This is a genomic window from Brevundimonas intermedia, assembly GCF_004614235.1.
Lineage (GTDB): Bacteria > Pseudomonadota > Alphaproteobacteria > Caulobacterales > Caulobacteraceae > Brevundimonas > Brevundimonas intermedia_A.
Genome location: NZ_SPVH01000007.1, coordinates 1 through 21,790 on the forward strand (window position 1 = coordinate 1; position 21,790 = coordinate 21,790).

Genomic DNA, 21,790 nt, shown 5'->3' on the forward strand with positions numbered 1-21,790 from the left:
CGGGTGTCGACCTTCAGGTTGACTGGCGCTTCACCCTTGCTGACATCGGCGCTCCCGATTGGGGCACGATCGACCTGAACACGGTCGTCAGCTGGTTGGAGAACCGTGAAGACAACGTCGTCGAAGGCGGCGTGTTCACCGACCGGACCGGCACGATCGCCAGCTCGTTCGGCAACACCTTCCCGGAATGGAAGACGCTGAGCTCGATCAACTGGTCCAGCGGACCGGTCTCGGTCGGCGCACGCTGGCGCCGCGTGGGCGAAATGACCGTCTTCGGCGGCGGCGACACTCTGCCCGCCATCGACTACTTCGACCTCAACGGGTCGTGGTCGGTCAACGACACGGTCGTCGTGCGCGCCGGTGTGAACAACCTGACGGACGAAGAGCCCAACGTCTTCTCGCCGGGCGTTCAAGCCAACACCGACCCGTCGACCTATGACGTCCTGGGTCGCCGCTACTACGTCGGCATGACCGCCAAGTTCTAAGGCCGGTCAACGACACGAAACTGAGGCGGCGGAGCAACGCTCCGCCGCCTTTTTCGTTTAAGCGCCGCCGTAGAAAAACCATCGGGGCGGGCGAGCGTTGATGATCGTCGCCCGTTCGCGGCGCTCCTGAAGGAAGACCATGCTCAAACTCCTCGTTCCCGGTATCTCGGCACTGTCGCTGCTGGCCGCAGGCTCCGTAGTCGCCCAAACCCAAGATGGCCCCATCGTCACGGGCAATCGTTCGGGCGAGACCGCCGATGCGCTGAAAACCCGAGAAGCGATCGCTTATGCGCGGCCGCTGCCGCGGGGCGCGCCCAGCGCCGACTATCCGCTGGTGGCGTGGTGCGATGCGCTGGTGACGGGGCATGCCGATTTGGGCGACACCCTGCCGACCAAGGCGCCCGAGGACGTGGAACTGGTTCGTCTGGGTCGGCTCGAAGCTCAGGATTTCCGTGGCGCTCTAGCGGCTGCTGCGCCGCGTCAGTCGGCGGCCTCCAAGGCCGAGGCCGAACAGGCCGTCGCCGGCGTCAAGGCCCAGTGGGCGACGCTGATGAGCAATCCCGACGCGGAAGCCCGCAGCCAATCCTTCGGCCTGTTCTTCGGGCTGCCCGGTCGTTGCGAACATGCTGCACGGCGTATCCGCAACAATGTTACGACGCCGCCCGCCACGCTGGAAATCGTCGGCATCAACTAGGCGGTATTCGCGCGACCTGACTGACAAACACGGCGGCTTGAGCTTCGGCTCAGGCCGCCGTTTCGCGTTTGGCGGCATAGGGATCGTAGTTGAGGATGGGGGCCAGCCAGCGTTCGGCGGTCGCCACATCCCAGCCCTTTCGGCGGGCGTAGTCCTCGACCTGATCCAGATCGATCTTGCCGACGCCGAAATAGTGGCTGCCCGGATGGCCGAAATAGAGGCCGGAGACCGAGGCGGGCGGCGTCATCGCATAGCTCTCGGTCAGGGCCATGCCGGCGTTGTCTTCGGCCTGTAACAGGCGGAACAGGGTCGCCTTTTCCGTGTGGTCGGGCTGGGCCGGATAGCCGGGGGCGGGGCGGATGCCTTGATACTGTTCGGAAATCAGGGCGTCGATGTCGGCCGTTTCGTCGGCGGCGTAGCCCCATAGCTGGGTGCGGACTTCCTTATGCAGGCGTTCGGCGAAGGCCTCGGCCAGGCGGTCGGCGAGCGACGTGGCCAGGATGGAAGAATAGTCGTCGCCGGCGTCCTTGAACCGTTTGGCGACTTCCAGCTCCCCATGACCGGCGGTGACGGCGAAGGCGCCGATATAGTCCTCGCCGTCCTCTGCGATGAAGTCGGACAGGGCCAGGTTCGGCTTGCCGTTCGACTTCTTGATCTGCTGGCGCAGGGTGTGGAAACGGGCGATCTCTTCGGAGCGACTTTCGTCGGCGAAGACGGCGACATCGTCCCCGTCAGCGCGGGCGGGCCAGAAGCCGACGACGCCCTTGGCCAAGAACCACTTCTCGTCGATGATCCGCTTCAGCATGACCTTGGCGTCCTCGAACAGGTCGCGCGCGGCCTCGCCGACGATCTCGTCGTCCAGGATCAGCGGATAGCGACCGATCAGCTCCCAACTGGCGAAGAAGGGGGTCCAGTCGATGTGGTCGGCCAGGTCCTTCAGGTCCCAGGCGTCGAACGATTTCACGCCGATGAAGGAAGGCTTGCCGGGCATGGGTTGGGACGGATCGATGCGGAAACGGTTCTCGCGAGCCTGTTGCAGCGTCGCACGAGCCTTGACCTCCTGACCACGGGCGTACTGCTCGCGGATGCGGATATATTCGTCGCGGGTGGCGGCCTCGTTCTTGACCCGGTCGGTCTTGGACAGCAGGCCCGAGACCACGCCGACGGCGCGGCTGGCGTCGACGACATAGGTGGTCGAACCCCGGCGATAGGCGGGCTCGATCTTGACCGCTGTATGGGTGCGGCTGGTGGTGGCGCCGCCGATCAGCAGGGGGATGTCGAAGCCGCGCCGTTCCATCTCGGCGCCGACGAAGACCATTTCGTCCAGCGACGGGGTGATCAGGCCGGACAAGCCGATGATGTCCACCTTGTGCTCGACGGCGGCGTCCAGGATTCGGTCGGCCGGGACCATGACGCCCAGGTCGATGACCTCGTAGTTATTGCACTGAAGCACGACGCCGACGATGTTCTTGCCGATATCGTGGACGTCGCCCTTGACCGTGGCCATCAAGATCCGGCCGGCCTGCTCGCGCGGCTTGCCGGCCTTTTCGGCCTCCATGAAGGGCTCCAGCCAGGCCACGGCCTGTTTCATCACGCGGGCGGACTTCACCACCTGCGGCAGGAACATCTTGCCCGAGCCGAACAGGTCGCCGACCACGTTCATCCCGTCCATCAGCGGACCTTCGATGACGTGCAGCGGGCGGTCGAACGACAGGCGGGCTTCTTCCGTGTCGGCGTCAATATATTCGGTGATGCCGTTGACCAGGGCGTGTGAGATACGGGCGGCGACAGGCTGGTCGCGCCATTTCAGATCGACGACGCGGGCGACGCCCTTGTCGCCCTTGTAGTTGGGCGCGATGTCGACGAGGCGCTCCGTATTGAAGACATTGGTGCGCTGCGGGCGGTTCAGGATCACGTCCTCGACCGCCTCGCGCAGGGTCGGGTCGATGTCGTCATAGACCGGCAGGTCGCCGGCGTTGACGATGCCCATGTCCATGCCCGCCTGGATGGCGTGATACAGGAAGACGCTGTGGATCGCCCGGCGCACCGGTTCGTTGCCGCGGAAGCTGAACGAGACGTTCGACACCCCGCCCGAGATTCGGGCGTAGGGCAGGGTGGCCTTGATGACCTTCACAGCCTCGATGAAATCGACGGCGTAGTTGTCGTGTTCCTCGATCCCCGTCGCCACGGCGAAGATATTGGGATCGAAGATGATGTCCTCGGGCGGGAAGCCGACCTCGTTGACCAGGATATTATAGGCGCGGGTGCAGATCTCGATCTTGCGCGCGGCGGTGTCGGCCTGGCCCACCTCGTCGAAGGCCATAACCACGACGGCGGCGCCGTAGCGCAGGCATTTGATCGCATGGTCGCGGAAGGCCTGCTCGCCCTCCTTCATGCTGATCGAGTTGACGATGGGCTTGCCCTGGACGCACTTCAGGCCTGCCTCGATCACCTCCCATTTGGAGCTGTCGATCATCACCGGCACGCGGGCGATGTCGGGCTCGGCTGCGATCAGGTTGAGGAAGGTCCGCATGGCGACGACGCCGTCCAGCAGGCCCTCGTCCATGTTGATGTCGATGATCTGGGCGCCGGCCTCGACCTGTTGCCGGGCGACGTCCAGAGCCGCTGAATAGTCGCCCTCGACCACCAGCTTGCGGAATTTGGCTGAGCCGGTGACGTTGGTCCGTTCGCCGACGTTGATGAAGGTGGGACGCATCAGGCTTTTCTGCTTGCTTGGTTCGCGTGACCGAAGTCGAAGAATACGGTTGAGCGATCTCTCCACACCGTATCCAGGCCTCTTGTCTTCAGTGAAACGGCTGTCTCGATGCGCCGGCAAATCGGTAGGCCGCTTCTGTGCGAACTGGCGGTGCCGGCTAGAATTCCATCACAAATGGCGAGCAGACGATCTGCTACTTCACGGTCGCTCACGGGGACGTCTTCTATAAAGAGATATTCCCAAGCGATGCTCACGGTCGGGGCTTTGACAATGACTTCTAAGGCGCCAGTCGGGGGATAGAAGATCGCCTCGAAATCACCCGCAGCATCTCCGTCCATTGTGAGGGCACCTTCCGAGGCATGAGCTAATGCTCTTAACTCATCGGAAAAATAGCCGATACACGGCGTCATCACGCCACCATCTCGAATGGTTCCAGCCCCGACAGGCGCAAGGCCACCGGCCGTTCCGGGATCGCACGCGGCTTCAGCGGCGCGACCTCTTCGGCGACGTGTTTGATATGGTCCGGCGTCGTGCCGCAACAGCCGCCGACGATATTGACCAGGCCGGAGGCGGCCCATTCCTCGATGAAGTGGGCGGTTTCGTGCGGCTCCTCGTCGTATTGGCCCATGGCGTTGGGCAGGCCGGCGTTGGGATAGGCGGCGACCAGGGTGTCGGCGACGCGGCTAAGCTCGGCGATGAAGGGCCGCATCAGGTCGGCGCCGAGGGCGCAATTGAAACCAACGGCGAAGGGTTTGGCGTGGCGCACGCTGTTCCAGAAGGCCTCAGCCGTCTGGCCCGACAGGGTGCGGCCCGACCGGTCGGTGATGGTGCCGCTGATCCAGATGGGCAGGGCGTCCATGCCCTCGTCCTCCAGGTCCTTGATCGCCTTGATCGCGGCCTTGCAGTTCAGCGTGTCGGTGATGGTTTCGATCAGATAGAGGTCGACGCCGCCTTCGTTCAGCGCCTTCACCTGATGGCGATAGGCCTCATAGACCTGGTCGAAGGTGACCAGTCGCGCGCCGGGGTCGTTCACGTCGGACGACATCGACAGCATCTTGTTCAGCGGACCGATCGAACCGGCGGCGAAGCGCGGCTTGTGCGGCTCCTTCTCCGTCCAGCGGTCGGCGGCGGCGCGGGCCAGTTTGGCGCCTTCCAGATTGATGTCCCACACCGCCTGGGCGTCCAGGGCGTAGTCTTCCTGGGCGATGGTGGTGCCGGAGAAGGTGTTGGTCTCGGAGATGTCGGCGCCCGCGCCGTAATACTGGTCGTGCAGGTCCGAGATGATGTCCGGGCGGGTGATGCAGAGGATGTCGTTGTTCCCCTTCATCTGGTGCTTTTCGTCATAGCCGTTGGCGGCGACGAAACGGTCGGCGCGGAAGTCGGCTTCGTCTAGGCCGCGCCGCTGGATCATCACGCCCCAGGATCCGTCGAGAACCAGGATCCGTTCCTTGGCCGCCTGATGCAGGGCCGCGATGCGTTCAGCGCGGGTCATACTTGATCCTCCACAGCGAGCGAAGCGAAGCGGGGGAGGGGGACCGCCCGAAGGGTGGTGGAGGGGGCGACTTCACACGCCTGTGTCTGGGGTCGCCCCCTCCACCACTTCGTGGTCCCCCTCCCCCGCGAAGGGGCGGGGGAGGATTTGGTCGTCGGCGTCATTGCGAGGCCTCACGCACGCCCAGCACGCGGCAGATCGCATAGACCAGATCGGCGCGGTTCAGGGTGTAGAAGTGGAAGTCGGAGAAGCCCTCTTCCTGCAGACGCGCGCAGGTCTCGGCGGCGACGGACGCGGCAAGCAGTTTGCGGGTCTCCGGGTCGTCGTCCAGTCCGTCGAAATGGGCCTTCAGCCAGTCGGGGATGCTGGCCCCGCAGGCGCCGCACATTCGGGTCAGACCGGCGAAGTTGGACACGGGCATGACGCCGGGGATCAGCGGAATGGTGACGCCCGCCGCACGCACCCGGTCGCGGAAACGCAGGAAGGCGTCGATGTCGAAGAAGAACTGGCTGACCGCGCGCGTCGCGCCGGCATCCACCTTGGCCTTCAGCACGTCGATGTCGTGGTCGATGGAGGGGCTTTCGGGGTGGCGTTCGGGGTAGGCGCCGACGGTGACGTCGAACCCGCCGGCGCGGCTGATGGCCTGGGTCAGTTCGGTGGCGTTGGCATAGCCGTCTGAGCGAGGTTGATAGACGCCGCCGATGCCGGAACCGCCCGGTGGATCGCCGCGCAGGGCGACGATGTGATCGACGCCGATGGTCTTGTAGCCCGCGATGACCTCATCAACTTCTTCGCGGCTGGCCTCGACGCAGGTCAGGTGGGCGGCGGGACGCAAGCTGGTCTCGGCGATGATCCGCTGGACCGTGCGGTGGGTCCGCTCACGGGTCGAGCCGCCGGCGCCATAGGTGACCGAGACGAAGGCGGGGTTCAGCGGTTCCAGACGGCGGATCGCCTTCCACAGATTGGCCTCGGCCTCGTCGGTCTTGGGGGGGAAGAACTCGAACGAGACGCGCACGTCGTCGCGGTTGGACCCGGCGCGAGCGACAGGGCCCAGGGGCGACAGCAGCAGGGCGCGGGCGTCAGCTAAGGAGGCCATCAGGCGGTCTTTCTGTCCTGGACGCGGCGTTCCGCCGTCCAGATGGTCACGGTCAGGCCCTCGGCGTCATGCGGCAGGGCGATGGGGGCGGAGGGCGTCAGGCCGCCGTCCAGCAGCCAGCCATTGATCTCGCTGTCGGCGAAACCGAGGCGGCGATGCTTGTGCGCCTCGCGCATATGTTCGAAGTCGTGGGGCGCGAAGTCGATGATGACCAGGCGGCCGTTCGGGCTGACCAGGCGGGCGGCCTCGGCGACGGCGGCGGATGGGTCGGACAGGTAGTGCAGAACCTGGTGAACGATCACCAGATCGGCGCTGGCGGCGGGCAGGCGGGTGGCGAAGATGTCGCCGTGGCGCAGCTCGACCTTGTCCAGCCCGGCCTTGGTGACGTTGGTGCGGGCGATGTTGAGCATGTTCTGGCTGAGGTCCAGCCCGACCGACATCTTGGCCTTCTTGCCGAACAGGGTCAGCATCCGGCCCGAGCCGGTGCCCAGATCGACGACTCGTTCGAAGGGACCGGGACCGACGGCCTTTTCCAGGGCGGCTTCGACGGCGGTCTCGCTGACGTAGAGCGAGCGCAGGCGGTCCCACTGGGGCGCGACCTGTTCGAAATAGGTGACGGCGGCTTCCTCGCGATCCCTGCGAACCTCGTCCAGGCGGCGGTGATCGGCCTCACCGGCATCCTCGGCCAGGATGTCCAGCACCGTGTCGATCAGGCGGCGCGCCTGGGCGTCGTGCGACAGGCGGTAATAGACGCGGGCGCCGTCCGGGAAGCGTTCGATCAGGCCGGCGTCGGTCATCAGCTTCAGATGGCGCGACACGCGCGGCTGGCTCTGGTCCAGGATGCGCGACATCTCCATGACCGAAAGCTCTTCGCCGGCCAGCAGCGACAGGATGCGCAGGCGGGTGGGTTCTCCGGCTGCGCGCAGGGCTTCGACAGTCTGATCGGCGGACAGGCTCATATGTTCATATAAAGATATCCTTATATGATTTGGCAAGCGAAATCGCTTTCATGACGGGGCCGCGACGGGAATAGTTCGTGCGTGCGTTCAAGGGTTCAGAGCCCTTTTGGAGCAGTCCCATGCGTCACCTGTTGATCACCGCCTTCGCTCTCGCCGCCGCCGGTCCGGCGTTGGCCCAGAGCGACTTTCCTGAGCCGCCGATGCCGCAGATGTCGGGTCCACCGATGGACGGGCAGATGGGCGGGATGCGGCCGCCGGAGCGCGAGAGCCTGGCGCAGATGCAGGCCCGGATGACCCAGATGTTCGATCGGCTGGACGCCAATGACGACGATCTGGTCGATGCAAACGAACTTGCCAATGCGCGCGGCGGTCGGATGCTGACGCGGATGGATACGGACGCGGACGGTCGAGTGACGCGCGACGAGTTCAACATCGGCGTCGACGCCCAGTTCAAGACGCTGGACAAGAACGGCGACGGCGTCGTGACGGCGGACGAGCGGCCGCAGCGTCCCCGCTGAACTCAGACGACGGGCGTCTTCAGCGGTTCGCCCGCGAAATGCGCCTGAAGGTTCTGCATCAGCAGCATAAGCATGCCCTGCACCCCGGCGGTCGTGGCCCCGGCGGTGTGGGGCGTCAGGACGACGTTGGGCACGTCGGCCCAGCGGTTCGGGTCGGTCGGCTCCTCGATGAAGACATCAATCGCGGCCTGACCCAGACTTCCTGATTTCAGGGCGGCGATCAGGGCATCTTCGTCCACGACCTGACCGCGCGAGACGTTGACCAGCAGGCCGTCGGGGCCGAGGGCTTCGAGAATTTCGCGCGAGATCAGGCCACGATTGGTCTCGTCTGCCTTGCAGGCGACGACGAGGATGTCGCTGGCCTTGGCCAGGGCCAGCAGGCTGTCGGCGCGCGGCCATTCGGCGTCGTGCGGGCGCGGGCCCCACCAGCTGACCGCCATGCGGAAGGCTTCGGCGCGGTCGGCGACGGCCTTGCCGATATGGCCCAGGCCGATGATGCCCAGTTTCTGGCCGCCGAGGGAGGCGGTGATCGTGCGGGTCTCGGCGGTCCAGCCGCCGGAACGGACCTGACGATCACCCGACGCGATCTGGCGGCGTGCGGCGAGGATCAGGCCCAGGGCGTGATCGGCGACATCCTCGTGATTGACGCCGGGGGCATGGGTGACGGGCAGGTCGCGCTCACGGCACCAGCCGATGTCGATTCCGTCATAGCCCGAGGTGAAACAGGCGATCAGGTCGAGATTGGGCAGGCGTTCGATCAGCGCCTTGTCCAGCGCAGCCTCGCCGGCGACGACCATGATGCGGATGTCGTGAGCCGCCTCAATCGGCGGACCTTCCCAGAAACGATAGACGTCGTAGGCGCTCTCCAGAAACCCCGAGAGCGGGGCGAGATGCCGCTGCATGATGAGAACGGCGGGGCGTTGGGTCATGCAGCGGCTCCTCTTTTCAGGTCAGGCGATCAGCGCCCGAACTTCTGGTGCTGGATGCGTTTGGGGATGATGCTGTCGGCGCCCAGGCGGCGCATCTTGTCCTGTTCGTAGGCTTCGAAGTTGCCTTCGAACCATTCCACGTGACCGTCGCCTTCGAAGGCGAGGATGTGGGTGGCCAGACGGTCCAGGAACCAGCGATCGTGGGAGATGACCACGGCGCAGCCCGCGAAACCCTCCAGAGCCTCTTCGAGGTTCTGCAAGGTTTCGATGTCCAGGTCGTTGGTCGGTTCGTCGAGCAGGATCAGATTGCCGCCCGAGGCCAGGGTCTTGGCCAGGTGGACGCGGTTGCGCTCACCGCCGGACAGTTGGCCGACCTTCTTCTGCTGGTCGCCGCCCTTGAAGTTGAAGCTGCCGACATAGGCGCGGGTGTTGATCTCGCGCTTGCCGACCATCATCACTTCGGTGCCGCCCGAGATGGCCTGCCAGATGGTCTCGTCCGGCTTCAGGTCGTCGCGCGACTGGTCGACATAGGCCAGCTTGACGGTTTCGCCGACCTTGACGGTGCCGCCGTCAGGGGTTTCCTGGCCGGTGATCAGCTTGAACATGGTCGACTTGCCGGCGCCGTTAGGGCCGATGACGCCGACGATGCCGTTGGGCGGCAGCTTGAAGGTCAGGTTGTCGAACAGGGTCTTGTCGCCATAGGACTTCTTCAGGCCTTCGACTTCCAGCACGACATTGCCCAGGCGCGGTCCAGGCGGGATCTGGATGTGGGCGTGGGTCTGGGCGCCGCGCATCGATTCCTGCTCATCCACCATCCGCTCGTAGGCGGCCAGACGGGCCTTGGACTTGGCCTGACGGGCCTTGGCGCCGGAGCGGACCCAATCCAGTTCGCGGCTAAGGGCGCGCTGGCGGGCTTCGGATTCCGAGTTTTCCTGAATGACGCGCTTGGTCTTGGCTTCCAGCCACGAGGAGTAGTTGCCCTCGTGCGGGTGTCCCTTGCCGCGGTCCAGCTCCAGCGTCCACTTGGTGACGAGATCCAGGAAGTAGCGGTCGTGGGTCACCAGGATGACGCAGCCGGGGAAGTTTTCCAGGTGGTGCTGCAGCCAGGCGACGGATTCGGCGTCCAGGTGGTTGGTCGGTTCGTCGAGCAGCAGCATGTCGGGCTTGGACAGCAGCAGGCGGGCTAAGGCCACGCGACGCTTCTCACCGCCGGACAGGTTGGCCGTTTCCCAATCGTCGGGCGGGCAACGCAGGGCGCCCATGGCCATTTCGATGCGGCTGTCGATGTCCCAGACATCGCCGGCGTCGATCTTCTCCTGGAGGGCGGTCATCTCCTCCATCAGTTCGTCAGTGTAGTTCTCGGCCATTTCGGTGGCGATGGCGTTGAAGCGGTTGACCCACTGTTTCTCTTCGCACCAAGCCTCGACGTTCTCGCGAACGTTCAGGCTGTCGTCGAGCTTGGGCTCTTGTTCGAGGTAGCCGCGCTTGATGCCGTCGGCGGCGCGGGCTTCGCCCGTGAACTCGGTGTCCAGGCCGGCCATGATCTTCAGCAGGGTGGACTTACCCGAGCCGTTGACGCCCACGACGCCGATCTTGGCGTCGTTGTAGAAGCTGAGCCAGATGTTTTCGAAGATCTTTCGGCCGCCGGGGAAGGTCTTGGTAAGACCCTGCATCTGGAAAATATATTGCTGCGCCATGAGGTGCGGTTTCGCCCTTCGGATTCGTCTGATTTGGGAGTTGGGCCGGATGTAGCGATCCTGACGCCCGAGAGCAAATAAGGCGACGGACAGGCGAGTGCGTCCTCGTGCTTTCGCTGCGAAGTTTGGAGGGCTGGGCGGAGCGCCGGGCCTTCGCGGACGCCTGTGGGACTTCAAGAGCCCCTCCACCACGCTTCGCGCGGTCCCCCTCCCCACGCTGTGTGGAGGAGACAAGGGTGCGGGAACATGCCGAAAGCTTGTCCGTTGATCAGGCTCCCACGCCTTGATCCGGCCCGAAACCGGGTGCGGTATGGCGTGGCTTGAAGCCTGACTTTCTGGATGCCCATGAAGACCCGATCGATCGTGCTCGTCGCCGCCTTCGCCCTGTCGGCGTGCGGCAATCCCAACAATTCGAGGGCGCAGGAGGGCGAGTTCGCCCAGCCGACGCGCACGGCGCCGTCCGACGCGGCAGGCATGAAGTCCAGCTTCGCCCCCGTGGTGCGATCCGCCGCGCCCGCCGTAGTCAATATCTCGGCCCGCAGCGTGCAGCGGGTCCAGGCCGATCCCTTCTTCCAGTTCTTCGGTGGCGGCATCCCCCAGGCGCGGGTGGCGGAATCGGTCGGGTCGGGCGTCATCGTCCGCTCGGACGGGATCGTGGTGACCAACAATCACGTCATCGACGGCGCCCAACAGATCAAGGTCGTGCTGAACGATCGGCGCGAGTTTCCCGCCACAGTCATCCTGGCCGACGAGCGCAGCGACATCGCGGTGCTGCGGCTGGAGAACGTCAGCGACCGCCTGCCGGTCCTCGCCATCGACGATCAGGAGGAGCAGCAGGTCGGCGACTTGGTCCTAGCCATCGGCAATCCGTTCGGCGTGGGCCAGACGGTGACCAACGGCATCATCTCGGCCCTGAACCGGACCGAGACCGGCATTTCCGACAGCGGCTCCTTCATCCAGACCGACGCGGCCATCAACCCCGGCAATTCAGGCGGGGCCCTGGTGGACATGGACGGCGACCTGATCGGCATCAACACCGCCATCTTCTCCCGCTCAGGCTCGTCGGCCGGGGTCGGGTTCGCCGTGCCCGCCGCCATGGTCAAGCGTGTGGTGGATTCGGCGCTGGGCGGCGCGACGACGGTCGTTCGGCCCTGGCTGGGGGTCAAGGGCGACACGGTCACCGGCGACATCGCCGGCAGCCTGGGCCTGACCCGGCCGCAGGGCTTGGTCGTCACAGACGTCTACGCCAATGGCCCGGCGGCTCGCGCGGGCGTGCGTCAGGGCGACGTGATCACCGCCGTCGACGGTCAGGAAATCAACGACCAGGGCGGGCTGAACTATCGCGTCGGCTCACGCAATCCGAACGACCAGGTCCAGGTCGCCATACTGCGCGACGGGCGGGCGCAGACCCTGACGGCGCGCGTTCAGCCCCTGCCGGGCGACGCCGATCCGAAACAGGGCGTCACCATAGCCGCCGGTCCCTTCGCCGGGGCCGAGGTCGTGGCCCTGAACCCGGCCCTGGCCGACCGGCTGGGCGGCGATCCGTTCGCCACGGGCGTCATCGTCACCGGCGTCTCCGGCCGAGGCTACGCCGCACGTGCGGGCTTCCGCCAAAACGACCTGATCGTCAGCATCAACGGCCGCGCCATCGCCAGCGCCCGCGACGTCGAGACCGCCAGTTCCGGGCGCGGCCCGTGGGAGGTCGTGGTCAACCGCGGCGGCCGTCAGATAAGGGGCGTGCTGCGATAAGTCAGGCTGGACACAGTCTTCGGTTGTGGCGATGTTAGGCCATGAGTGAGCCCACGATCTTCGGACTTTTTAGTGGAACTGTTGGCTTTGCTGTCTTCGTGATCGCCGCCTGGAAGATTGCGTCATGGCTTGCTCGGAAGGGCCACGTCGTCCGTCCCGCCACCTGGATGGATCACCAGATGACGAAGATTGAAAATGTGGCGGCGGAGAAGAAGCGCGCGGCGGAGACGTTCGACAGGGACTGACCATCCTCAGCCCTTCGTCGGACCGCCGATGGACCAGGTGTGGCCGAAGGGGTCGCGCAGGACGCCGTAGCGATCGCCCCAGAACTGGTCGGCCATGTCCATGACCGGCTCTGCGCCGCCGACGGTCATGGCGCGGGTCCACCAGGCGTCAGGATCGAGGACCTGAAGGTGAAGGGTGACGCCGGCGGGACGCACGTCCTGGCCGCCTGCGTATTCCGGGAACTCGTCGTTCAGCATGACGCTGGCGCCGTTGATCTTCAGATGGGCGTGCATCAGGCGTTCGCCGTCGTCGGCCAGCTTGCGGTCCAGCACCTCGGCCCCGAAGGCGATGATGTAGAAGTCCACCGCCGCCGAGGCGCCGCGCGACGGGATCGTCAGATGGGGCGTCAGGCCCGCAGTCGGACCCTGCTTCGGATCGGCGGCGGTCATGAAGGCGGTCTCCTTGGCGGGCCGCCATACTAGCGCGTGAAAAGCGCTCGGCGAATGACTACATAGGTCGCAAGCATGACCGATTTGTTCGAAGCCTCCGGCATTCTGCCCCCCGATGCGCCCCTGGCTGACCGCCTGCGCCCGCGCACGCTGGACGAGGTGGTGGGGCAGGATCATCTACTGGGGCCGGGTGGGCCGATCCGGCGCATGATCGAGGCTGGACGGCTGGGCTCGATGATCCTGTGGGGGCCGCCCGGCACCGGCAAGACCACCATCGCCCGGCTGCTGGCCCAGGCGGCGGGCTATGAATATCAGGCGATCAGCGCCGTCTTCTCGGGCGTGGCCGATCTGAAGAAGGCGTTCGAGGCGGCGCGGATGCGGCGGGCGGCGGGGCAGAGCACCCTGCTGTTCGTCGACGAGATCCACCGCTTCAACCGCGCCCAGCAGGACGGCTTTCTGCCCTTCGTCGAGTCGGGGGTGGTCACCCTGGTCGGGGCCACGACCGAGAACCCCAGTTTCGAGCTGAACGGGGCGCTGCTGTCGCGGTCGCAGGTCTATGTGCTGAAGCGGCTGGACGACGCGGCGCTGGATCAACTGTTGAGCCGGGCCGAGGCGCATATGGACAAGGCCCTGCCGCTGTCGCCCGAGGCGCGGCAGGCGATGCTGGCTCTGGCGGATGGCGACGGGCGTTATCTGCTGACGATGTCGGAGGTGCTGTTCGACCTGCCCGAAGGCGAAATGCTGGACGTGCAGGGTCTGGCCGGGGTGCTGCAGCGGCGCGCGCCGGCTTACGACAAGTCGAGAGAAGAACACTACAACCTCATATCCGCCCTGCATAAATCGGTGCGCGGGTCGGATCCGGATGCGGCGCTGTATTGGCTGGCGCGGATGCTGAACGGGGGCGAGGATCCGCTGTATCTGGCGCGGCGGATCGTGCGAATGGCGGTCGAGGACATCGGCGAGGCGGACCCGCTGTCGATCCTGGTCGCCAATGCGGCCAAGGATACGTACGACTTCCTGGGCAGCCCCGAGGGCGAACTGGCCCTGGCGCAGGCGGTGGTCCACCTGGCGACCGCGCCCAAGTCTGTAGGGGTGTACGAAGCGTTCAAGGCGGCCAAGAAGGCGGCCTATGAGACTGGCTCGCTGATGCCGCCCGCCCATATCCGCAACGCCCCGACCAAGCTGATGAAGTCGCTCGGCTACGGCAAGGGCTACCAGTATGATCCGGATACGCCCGAAGGCTTTTCCGGCGCGAACTTCTTCCCCGACGAGATGGAGCGCCGCACCTTCTACAAGCCCAAGGGCGAGGGGCATGAGGAGAAGGTCAAGGCGCGGTTGGACCGCTGGGCCGAGATGCGGGCGCGGATGGCGGTGGACGGCGCTGTGGACGCGGCGGGCGACTGACCTCTAGAAGCCCCCGATGACAACCCGCCAACCCGTCGTCCTGTCCGAGGATGAGATCGCCGCCGTCCGTTCGTGGGTGATCCACGAGGATGCCCATGTGATCGCCTTTTCCAAGCCGCCGGGCCTATCCAGCCAGGGCGGGCGGATCCAGGCCCATACGCTGGACGACCTGCTGTGGGCTTTTGCGCGGTCGAACGGCAAGCGGCCGGAGTTGGTGCATCGGCTGGATCGCGACACCTCGGGCGTGATCCTGGCGGCCAAGACCAAGCCGGCGGCGAGTTTCCTGGGCAAGGCGCTGCAGATGCGGCGGTTCAGAAAACAGTATCTGGCCCTGCTGTCGGCCGCGCCCGAACCGGCGTCTGCGACCATCGACGCGCCGCTGCGCCGCGAGGAGATCGGGCGCGAAAGCTATATGCGCGTCGTCGCCTTCGATGCGCCGGGCGCGCAGGGCTCGCAGAGCAAATACCGGACCCTGGCCTCGGGACCGGAGGGAGCGGTGGTCGAGCTGGAGCCGCTGACCGGGCGGATGCACCAGCTGCGGGTGCATATGGCGCACATCGGTCGGCCGTTGATCGGGGACGTGCGTTACGGCGGCGCCCTGACCACGCCGGTCGGGCCGGCTCCGCGCCTGATGCTGCACGCCGCTAGGCTGAGCTTTCCCCATCCCGAAGGCGGCACGACGACGGTGGAGACGCCGCCGCCCGAGGACTTCGCCAGACTGCGTGCGGCTCTGGGCCTGTAGGTCGCCCGTCTCCTTAGGGAACGTCGTGTCGGTTTTGGCGCTATGTGGTTGAAAGGATACCTATGATGAAGCGTCTCGCCATCGCCTTGACCGGCCTTTCCGCCCTCGCGCTGACCGCCTGCGCCAGCCTGGCCCCCTACGGCGCCCAGCAGGGACCGAACGGGCAGGGGTATTCCGAGCAGCGGATCGAATCCAACCGCTATCGCGTCAGCTATAACGGCGTCGGAGCGGCCGGGCGTGTCGCCGACTGGGCCTTGCTGCGCGCCGCCGATCTGACCACTGAGCAGGGCTACGACTGGTTCGAGGTGACCCAGAGCTGGACCGATGGGCGACCGGGTGGTGCGGGCGGCGTTCGCCCCAGCGTGTCCATCGGCGGCGGCAGCAGCCGCTACGGCGGCTATTCCGCGTCCGGCGTCGGGGTGGGCGTGGGTCTGAACTTCAGCGGTCCGCAGCCGACCTCGACCACGCTGGAGGTCGTTCTGGGTCGGGGCCAGAAGCCGGATCGCCCCAACGCCTATGATGGGCGCTCGGTCCAGGGTTCCATCCCGCGCTGACCATCGCTTTCGGCGCGTGCGGCGTATAGAAGGCCGCACGATGACACGTTTTCTTCTCGTTGCGGCGGGCGGAGCCATCGGCTCCATGGCTCGCTATGGGCTGGGGCTCGCCGTGGGCCGGTTGGCGCCCAACATCGGCTGGCCGCTGGGCACGTTCGCGGCCAATGTTCTGGGCGGCCTGTTGATGGGTCTGCTGGTCGGTTGGCTGGCGTTCCGGAGCGGGGCGCAGCAGGAGGCCGTCAGGCTGTTCGCCGCCGTCGGCGTGCTGGGCGGGTTCACGACCTTTTCGTCCTATTCGCTGGAGGCGGCGCAGATGATCGAGCGCCGCGAAATCGGCCTGGCCGCCGCCTATGTGGTCGGCTCGGTCGTCCTGGCGATCGTCGCCCTGTTCGTCGGCCTGATGATCGCCCGCCGCGCCCTTGGAGCTCCGCTTTGACCGACTATTCTCCAGCGGACGAGCCGCATGACGCTGAAAAAGACGCCCCCAAGGACGCCCCGAAACGCGAAGTTCTGACGATCTACGTCGCGGAGGACGAGGACGGCATCCGCCTGGACCGCTGGTTCCGCCGCCGCTGGCCGCACCTGTCCAATATCCAGGTGCAGAAGATGGCCCGCAGCGGCCAGATCCGCGTGGACGGCGCCCGCATCAAGCCCGAAGGCCGCCTGACCGCCGGGGCCGCCGTGCGCGTGCCGCCGATTCCGGACGACACCTCGCGCCAAGCCGGGGACATGCACACTTTGTCCGAGCAGGACATCCGGTTCGTCAAGTCGCTGGTCCTGTACGAAGACGACATGGTCATTGCGATTAACAAGCCGCACGGCCTAGCGGTCCAGGGCGGAACGAAAACCAGCCGTCACGTCGACCGTCTGCTGTCGGCCTGGGGCGAGGGGGTCAATCGTCCGCGCCTGGTTCACCGTCTGGACCGCGATACCTCAGGCGTCCTGCTGCTGGGCAAGGGGCCGGAGTCGGCCAAGCGGTTGGCCGGGGCCTTTGCCCGACGTCAGGCCAAGAAGACCTACTGGGCTATCGTGATCGGCAATCCGAAACCCTATTCGGGCCAGATCGACATGCCGCTGAAGAAGACCGGCATCAACGACTTCGAGATGATGCGCCCGGCCGAGCGCAAGGACCCCAAGGCCGAACCGGCCGAGACGGCGTTCAGCACCGTCAGCCGCGCCTCGCACCGGGCGTCCTGGATGGCGTTGCGGCCCTTCACCGGGCGGACGCACCAGCTGCGCGCCCATATGGCCGGGATCGGTCACCCGATCCTGGGCGACCCCAAATACGGGGACGAGAAATCCAAGGAACTATCCGGGCCGCTGAAGCTGCAACTGCATGCGCGCAGTATTGAACTGGATCACCCGCGCGGCGGCGTGCTGAAGGTCACGGCGCCGCTGAGCCCCGAAATGAAGGCCGGCTTTGCCCACTTCGGCTTCTCGGAGGACGAGGCGGAGGACGATCCCTTCCTGGGCGTGAAGCGAATCCGGTGACGGCGGTCGGGCAGGCACAGGTCGAGCATGCAAAGGCCTTGGTCGCCGCTGGGCGGCTGAATGAGGCGTTGGACGTGCTGACGCCGGTGGTCGCAAATGCGAACGCGCCGTGGCAGGCGCTGTCGGTTCAGGCCGACTTGCTGAAACGTGCGGGGCGTCTGGCGGAAAGCGCGGCTGCCTCCCAGCGACTGGTCGCGGTTCGGCCGCACAGCGTGCCTGCGCGGCACAATCTGGCCTCGACCCTTGGCGATCTGGGCCGGGCGGCCGAGGCGGAGGTCGCCTGTCGCGGGGCGATGACTGTCGGCGGGGACGCGCCGGAGACCTGGCTGGTTCTGGCGCGCGCGTTGCAGGCGCAGAGCCGGTTCGATGAGGCCGAGGACGCCTATCGTCAGGCGCTGTCGCGACGACCCGGCTATGGCGACGCGCTGAGGGATCTGAGCCAGTTGATCTGGATGCGCGACGCCGATCTTGAGGCAGCCTGCGCGCCGCTGGACGCCGCCATCGTCGCATCGCCCGCCGCGCCCATGCCGCGTCAGATCAAGGCGCGGCTGCTGGAATACGCCGGGGAGGCTGAGCGGGCGTATCGCACGCTGGTCGCCGGGCCATTGGATGGGCCGGGAGAGCTGGCGGCGGCGCAGGCGTGCCTGATGCTGGATGCGCGACGCGCCCTGGATCATGCGAACCGCGCCGCGGCTCTGGCCGGCGGCGAGGTCGCGGCGATCATGGTGACCCAGGCGGAGTGTTTACTGGCTTTGGGCGAGGCCGAGGCGGCGCTGGTTCCGATCGAGGCGCTGCGGGCGCGAGAGCCGTTGAACCAGCATGTGCTGGCCTTCCAGGCGACCGCCTGGCGGATGCTGGGCGATGATCGCTATGGCCGGATGTACGACTACGACGCCTTCGTGCGTCCCTATCGGCTGGAGACGCCGCAGGGGTGGGCGTCGCTGGACGCCTATCTGGTCGATCTGGCCAAGGCGCTGCATCAGCTGCACACGCTGAAGACCCATCCGGTGGGTCAGTCGCTGCGCGGGGGATCGCAGACCGCCGCTGCGCTGTCCGAAAGCGACGATCCGGCCATCCAAGCCTTCTTCCAGGTCATCGACCGGCCGATCCGCGACTACATGGCGGCGGTCGGTCAGGGCGACGATCCGTTGAGGGCGCGCAACACCGGCGAGTATCGCATCCAGGGCAGCTGGTCGGTGCGGTTGCGGCCGAACGGGTTTCACGCCGACCATATTCATTCGAACGGCTGGCTGTCGTCGGCCTGCCATATCGAACTGCCGCCAGAGGTTGCGGGCGAGGTGCGCGAGGGCTGGTTGCGGTTCGGTGCGCCGCCCGGCTTGCCGAACCTTGCAGCCGAACACCATGTGCAGCCCCAGCCGGGGACGCTGGTGCTGTTTCCTTCCTATATGTGGCACGGCACCCAGCCGTTCGGGGGCGAGGCGTCACGTCTGACGCTGGCGTTCGACGTCGTGCCGGCCTGATTTCAACGGACCTTTGATGACCGACAAGCCCGCCCCGCATCGCCCGCGTTTCGTCGAACAGTCGCCGGATCGGATCTCGCGCTTCTGGAAGGAGGCGGTTGTCGGTCCGCATGCCGACGGCGGCTGGGCCGTGCTGCTGGACGGGCGCACGCCCAAGACGCCGGACAAGGCGGCGCTGGTGCTGCCGACGCAGGCGGCAGCCCAGCTGGTCGCCGACGAATGGGCGGCGCAGGGCAAGTATCTGGATCCCTCGACCATGCCGGCGACGCGGCTGGCCTCGACCGCCATCGACCGGATCGGTCAGGCGCGCGAGCCGGTGGCGGACGAGATCGCCGCCTATGCCGGGTCGGACGTGGTCTGCTACCTGGCCGAACATCCCACGCCGCTGGTCGAACGCCAGGTGCGGGAATGGGGGCCGTGGCGTGACTGGGCCGCGCGCGAGATGGGCGTGGTGCTGGAGCCTGTGGCAGGCATCGTGCATCGGCCGCAGTCGCCGGACGCCATCGCTCGGGTCAAGGCTCACGCTCTGTCGCTGGATGACTTCCGCCTGACGGGGCTGGCGACCGCCGTGCCGTTGCTGGGGTCGGCGGTGCTTGCGCTGGCGGTGGAGCAGGGCGTGCTGGACGGCGGCGCGGCGTTCGATCTGTCGCGGATCGACGAGCTGTTCCAGGAAGAACAATGGGGCGTGGACGCCGAGGCCGCCGAACGCACCGACGCGCGCCGCGCCGAGGCGCAACTGCTGGATCAATGGTTCAGAGCCCTCGATTAGGGGCTGAACTCAGGATGCGGAGTGGGCGATCAGCATCGCGCGCTCTTCGTTCGTCAGGTGACGCCAGCGGCCCTCGGGCAGATCGCCCAGCTCCAGCGGGCCGATGCGGGTGCGATACAGGTCCACGACCTCCAGCCCGACCAGGTCGCACATGCGACGGATTTGACGGTATTTGCCTTCGTCCAGAATGAACCGCAGGCGTTGTGGCCCGATCTGAGTGACGCGGGCGGGCTTCAGCGGCTTGTCGTTCAACACCAGGCCGTGGCGCAGGCGGCTGAGCTTGCCCTCGGTGATCAGGCCGTCGACAACGACCAGATATTCCTTGTCCAGTTCTGACGCCGGACCGATCACCGCCTTGGCGACGACGCCGTCGGACGACAGCAGCAACAGGCCGCGTGAATCCTCGTCCAGTCGGCCGATGGGAGGCAGGGAGGCGTCACGGGCGGGAATCTCGCCCTCGCCGATGCGGTTGGGTTTGTTAAGCAGGCGAACGGCGGGAATCTTGCCGGGATCGGGCTGGCCCGAGACGTAACCGACCGGTTTGTGCAGCACCAGGGTCATGCCCGACGCCAGGGCCGCCTGGGCGGTGTCGTTCAGGGTCAGGGTCTCGCCGGGCTGAATTTTGCGGCCCGCATCGCTGATGGTCTCGCCGTCGATGGACACCAGGCCGTTGGCGATCAGGGTATCGGCCTCGCGCCGGGAACAGACGCCGGTCTGGCCCAGCCATTTGTTCACGCGAACGGGTTCGTCGCCGTCATAGGTGCGGGTGAAGGCCATGCGATTCCGTCGTCCAGTCGATGTCGCTGTCTAGAGCCGGGCGAGGTCGCGAGCAAGCCGGACACGGTTTTCAGGATCAGGAAGGCCAGCCTGTTCCAATTGGCAGGTTGATCCTGACGCGATCGCCACTATATCTGACCGCATTCCACAAATGATCCAGAGTGCGGGACGACAGGCGTCGGACCCGTCGATTTTCTTTTTTCTGATCATTGGCGTGGGCGGTTCGACAGCGTGGCTCGTCGGATCTGGATCAATATTGAAACATTTCAAGGAGACGTCTTGTTCGCTCAAAACAAATCTTCCGCAGGCCCCCGTCGCACCGGTTACAACCGTCCTGTTCCCACCCGTCTGCGCATGGGGCTGGTGATGCGGCGTGACATGGAGTTCGGCGAGCTGGGCGACGTGGAGGGCGCGTTGAGAGCCGAAGGCGTGGGCCTGGCCCCGATCTCGACGGGCGACGCCAGCCTGATCACCGGCGGCGTGACGGTGCTGGCCACCGCGACGGCCAAGGACATCGTCGAAGGGCGGCTGAAGGGTTTGGTCGTGCCGGGCGGTTCGACGGACGAGGCGTCGCTGGCGGCGGTCAAGTCGCTGCTGGACCTGGCCCGCGCCAACGCTCTGACGGTCATCGCTTTCGCCGACGGCGTGGCCTTGGCGGCCGAGAGCTTCGGCGTGTCGGCCGAGGCCGACGGCGCGGTGTTCAAGGACGGCGCTGTGACCTTGCTGAGCGACAACGGCGCACTGTCCAAGATCGTCGGCGCGATCACCTGATCAGACGGCGCGGAACAGCAGGATGAGGTTGTTCGCCGGCATCTGAACCCGCAGCGTGGCCGCAAGGCCATGCGAGCGGGCCAGGGCCTCGACCGCCGCGCGGTCGCGCAGGCCCCATTCTGCGTTTCGCGCCTTCAGACTGTCGTCGAAGGCGGCGTTCGACGCCGCCAGCTCGACTTCGGTGCGGTCGCGCAGGCCCCATTCTGCGTTTCGCGCCTTCAGACTGTCGTCGAAGGCGGCGTTCGACGCCGCCAGCTCGACTTCGGTCTCGCGGTAGGGTCCGTAAAGCGCCAATAGACCGCCGGGGCGTCGCTAGATGCGATCGGCTTGTTCCATCAGCCCCTCGGTCGCCGACCAGGGGCTGATGTGCGTCATGTTCGCACAATAGATCGCATCGACGGGCCCCTGGGGCCACGTCGCCGGATCGGCCGCGTCGAGCGCCAGCGGCGGGTTCAGGTTCGCCAGCGCGAGCTGGCGCGTCCAGGCGGCGATGCTGTCGCGCGCCTGTTGGCTGGGGTCGCTGGGCGTCCAGTTCACGCCGGGCAGTGCGGCGGCGAAGGCGGTGGCGTGTTCACCCGATCCCGAGGCGATCTCAAGCACGCGTCCGCGCGCCGGCAGATGGGCGCGCAGGACCTGCAGAATCGCCTCCGCATTGCGACGCGCGGCGGGCGAGCTGAGGGCGCCGTCAGGCAGGGCGGAGAGGGTATCCAGCGTTTGCACACGCTCTTCTAGCGCCCGACCGCGCCGCTGACACCTGCGATCTTTTGCCGACGACACCGGTGGACATCGGCG

General features: G+C 66.4%; 21 protein-coding genes and 2 pseudogenes. 13 read left to right on the plus strand and 10 right to left on the minus strand.

The window, feature by feature from the left end:
- Positions 1-485 (plus strand): annotated as a pseudogene (locus EGY25_RS16595) (TonB-dependent receptor); the annotation flags it as partial.
- A gap of 139 nt (positions 486-624) precedes the next feature.
- Entirely contained in the window at positions 625-1,179 is a 555-nt protein-coding gene (locus EGY25_RS14025; RefSeq protein WP_135195660.1) for a hypothetical protein, read from the plus strand.
- A gap of 49 nt (positions 1,180-1,228) precedes the next feature.
- On the opposite strand, the gene metH is transcribed toward EGY25_RS14025, so the two are convergent.
- From metH to EGY25_RS14050, 5 genes are all read right to left on the minus strand, one after another.
- Positions 1,229-3,895, minus strand: a complete 2,667-nt coding sequence (metH, locus tag EGY25_RS14030; protein WP_135195661.1) for a methionine synthase — start codon at positions 3,893-3,895, stop codon at positions 1,229-1,231.
- Positions 3,895-4,305, minus strand: coding sequence for a hypothetical protein (locus EGY25_RS14035; RefSeq protein ID WP_135195662.1), 411 nt, complete (start codon positions 4,303-4,305; stop codon positions 3,895-3,897). The genes metH and EGY25_RS14035 overlap by 1 nt, the downstream gene beginning before the upstream one ends.
- On the minus strand, positions 4,305-5,387 hold the full coding sequence (locus EGY25_RS14040) for a homocysteine S-methyltransferase family protein (RefSeq protein WP_135195663.1): 1,083 nt from the start codon (positions 5,385-5,387) through the stop codon (positions 4,305-4,307). The genes EGY25_RS14035 and EGY25_RS14040 overlap by 1 nt, the downstream gene beginning before the upstream one ends.
- Before the next feature lie 160 nt (positions 5,388-5,547).
- Complete coding sequence (gene metF / locus EGY25_RS14045) at positions 5,548-6,483, minus strand: methylenetetrahydrofolate reductase [NAD(P)H] (protein WP_135195664.1); 936 nt, start codon at positions 6,481-6,483, stop codon at positions 5,548-5,550.
- Positions 6,483-7,442 carry an ArsR/SmtB family transcription factor gene (locus EGY25_RS14050; RefSeq protein ID WP_135195665.1) on the minus strand — a complete coding sequence of 320 codons (960 nt, stop codon included), beginning with the start codon at positions 7,440-7,442 and terminating at the stop codon, positions 6,483-6,485. The genes metF and EGY25_RS14050 overlap by 1 nt, the downstream gene beginning before the upstream one ends.
- Positions 7,443-7,561: 119 nt before the next feature.
- Between EGY25_RS14050 and EGY25_RS14055 the strand changes: the two genes are divergently transcribed.
- Positions 7,562-7,960, plus strand: a complete 399-nt coding sequence (locus EGY25_RS14055; protein ID WP_135195666.1) for an EF-hand domain-containing protein — start codon at positions 7,562-7,564, stop codon at positions 7,958-7,960.
- A 2-nt stretch (positions 7,961-7,962) separates the two neighbouring features.
- Here the strand turns inward: EGY25_RS14055 and EGY25_RS14060 are convergent, their stop codons facing one another.
- Together EGY25_RS14060 and ettA are read right to left on the minus strand one after the other, a co-directional pair.
- The gene (locus EGY25_RS14060) at positions 7,963-8,889 is read right to left on the minus strand and encodes a 2-hydroxyacid dehydrogenase (protein ID WP_135195667.1); all 927 of its coding nucleotides are present in this window, start codon (positions 8,887-8,889) and stop codon (positions 7,963-7,965) included.
- A 29-nt stretch (positions 8,890-8,918) separates the two neighbouring features.
- On the minus strand, positions 8,919-10,586 hold the full coding sequence (ettA, locus tag EGY25_RS14065) for an energy-dependent translational throttle protein EttA (protein WP_135195668.1): 1,668 nt from the start codon (positions 10,584-10,586) through the stop codon (positions 8,919-8,921).
- A gap of 345 nt (positions 10,587-10,931) precedes the next feature.
- Here ettA and EGY25_RS14070 point away from each other — a divergent pair, with 345 nt between their 5' ends.
- The gene (locus EGY25_RS14070; protein ID WP_135195669.1) at positions 10,932-12,335 is read left to right on the plus strand and encodes a Do family serine endopeptidase; all 1,404 of its coding nucleotides are present in this window, start codon (positions 10,932-10,934) and stop codon (positions 12,333-12,335) included.
- 41 nt (positions 12,336-12,376) lie between these two features.
- Positions 12,377-12,580, plus strand: a complete 204-nt coding sequence (locus EGY25_RS14075) for a hypothetical protein (RefSeq protein WP_135195670.1) — start codon at positions 12,377-12,379, stop codon at positions 12,578-12,580.
- A gap of 6 nt (positions 12,581-12,586) precedes the next feature.
- Here the strand turns inward: EGY25_RS14075 and EGY25_RS14080 are convergent, their stop codons facing one another.
- Positions 12,587-13,009, minus strand: a complete 423-nt coding sequence (locus EGY25_RS14080) for a VOC family protein (protein WP_135195671.1) — start codon at positions 13,007-13,009, stop codon at positions 12,587-12,589.
- A 75-nt stretch (positions 13,010-13,084) separates the two neighbouring features.
- Here EGY25_RS14080 and EGY25_RS14085 point away from each other — a divergent pair, with 75 nt between their 5' ends.
- The 7 genes from EGY25_RS14085 to EGY25_RS14115 all read left to right on the plus strand — a co-directional run bounded on the left by EGY25_RS14085 (position 13,085) and on the right by EGY25_RS14115 (position 19,450).
- The gene (locus EGY25_RS14085; protein WP_135195672.1) at positions 13,085-14,413 is read left to right on the plus strand and encodes a replication-associated recombination protein A; all 1,329 of its coding nucleotides are present in this window, start codon (positions 13,085-13,087) and stop codon (positions 14,411-14,413) included.
- Positions 14,414-14,429: 16 nt separating this feature from the next.
- The gene (locus EGY25_RS14090; RefSeq protein ID WP_135195673.1) at positions 14,430-15,155 is read left to right on the plus strand and encodes an RluA family pseudouridine synthase; all 726 of its coding nucleotides are present in this window, start codon (positions 14,430-14,432) and stop codon (positions 15,153-15,155) included.
- Between the two features lie 65 nt (positions 15,156-15,220).
- A complete protein-coding gene (locus EGY25_RS14095; protein WP_135195674.1) occupies positions 15,221-15,709 on the plus strand; it encodes a CC0125/CC1285 family lipoprotein in 489 nt (162 codons plus the stop codon).
- A 40-nt stretch (positions 15,710-15,749) separates the two neighbouring features.
- Positions 15,750-16,145, plus strand: a complete 396-nt coding sequence (gene crcB / locus EGY25_RS14100) for a fluoride efflux transporter CrcB (RefSeq protein WP_135195675.1) — start codon at positions 15,750-15,752, stop codon at positions 16,143-16,145.
- Between the two features lie 74 nt (positions 16,146-16,219).
- Entirely contained in the window at positions 16,220-17,200 is a 981-nt protein-coding gene (locus EGY25_RS14105) for an RluA family pseudouridine synthase (protein WP_135196052.1), read from the plus strand.
- Positions 17,197-18,681 (plus strand): putative 2OG-Fe(II) oxygenase, encoded by a 1,485-nt coding sequence (locus tag EGY25_RS14110; RefSeq protein WP_135195676.1) that lies wholly within the window; start codon positions 17,197-17,199, stop codon positions 18,679-18,681. Before EGY25_RS14105 ends, EGY25_RS14110 begins: the two co-directional genes overlap by 4 nt.
- Before the next feature lie 16 nt (positions 18,682-18,697).
- A complete protein-coding gene (locus EGY25_RS14115; protein WP_135195677.1) occupies positions 18,698-19,450 on the plus strand; it encodes an ATP12 family chaperone protein in 753 nt (250 codons plus the stop codon).
- A 9-nt stretch (positions 19,451-19,459) separates the two neighbouring features.
- Here EGY25_RS14115 and EGY25_RS14120 read toward each other — a convergent pair whose 3' ends face one another.
- Positions 19,460-20,227 carry a pseudouridine synthase gene (locus EGY25_RS14120; RefSeq protein WP_135195678.1) on the minus strand — a complete coding sequence of 256 codons (768 nt, stop codon included), beginning with the start codon at positions 20,225-20,227 and terminating at the stop codon, positions 19,460-19,462.
- A 279-nt stretch (positions 20,228-20,506) separates the two neighbouring features.
- Between EGY25_RS14120 and EGY25_RS14125 the strand changes: the two genes are divergently transcribed.
- Complete coding sequence (locus tag EGY25_RS14125) at positions 20,507-20,998, plus strand: hypothetical protein (RefSeq protein ID WP_245159482.1); 492 nt, start codon at positions 20,507-20,509, stop codon at positions 20,996-20,998.
- Here the strand turns inward: EGY25_RS14125 and EGY25_RS14130 are convergent.
- Positions 20,999-21,775: pseudogene (locus EGY25_RS14130) on the minus strand (DUF938 domain-containing protein).
- Positions 21,776-21,790 lie beyond the last annotated feature (15 nt).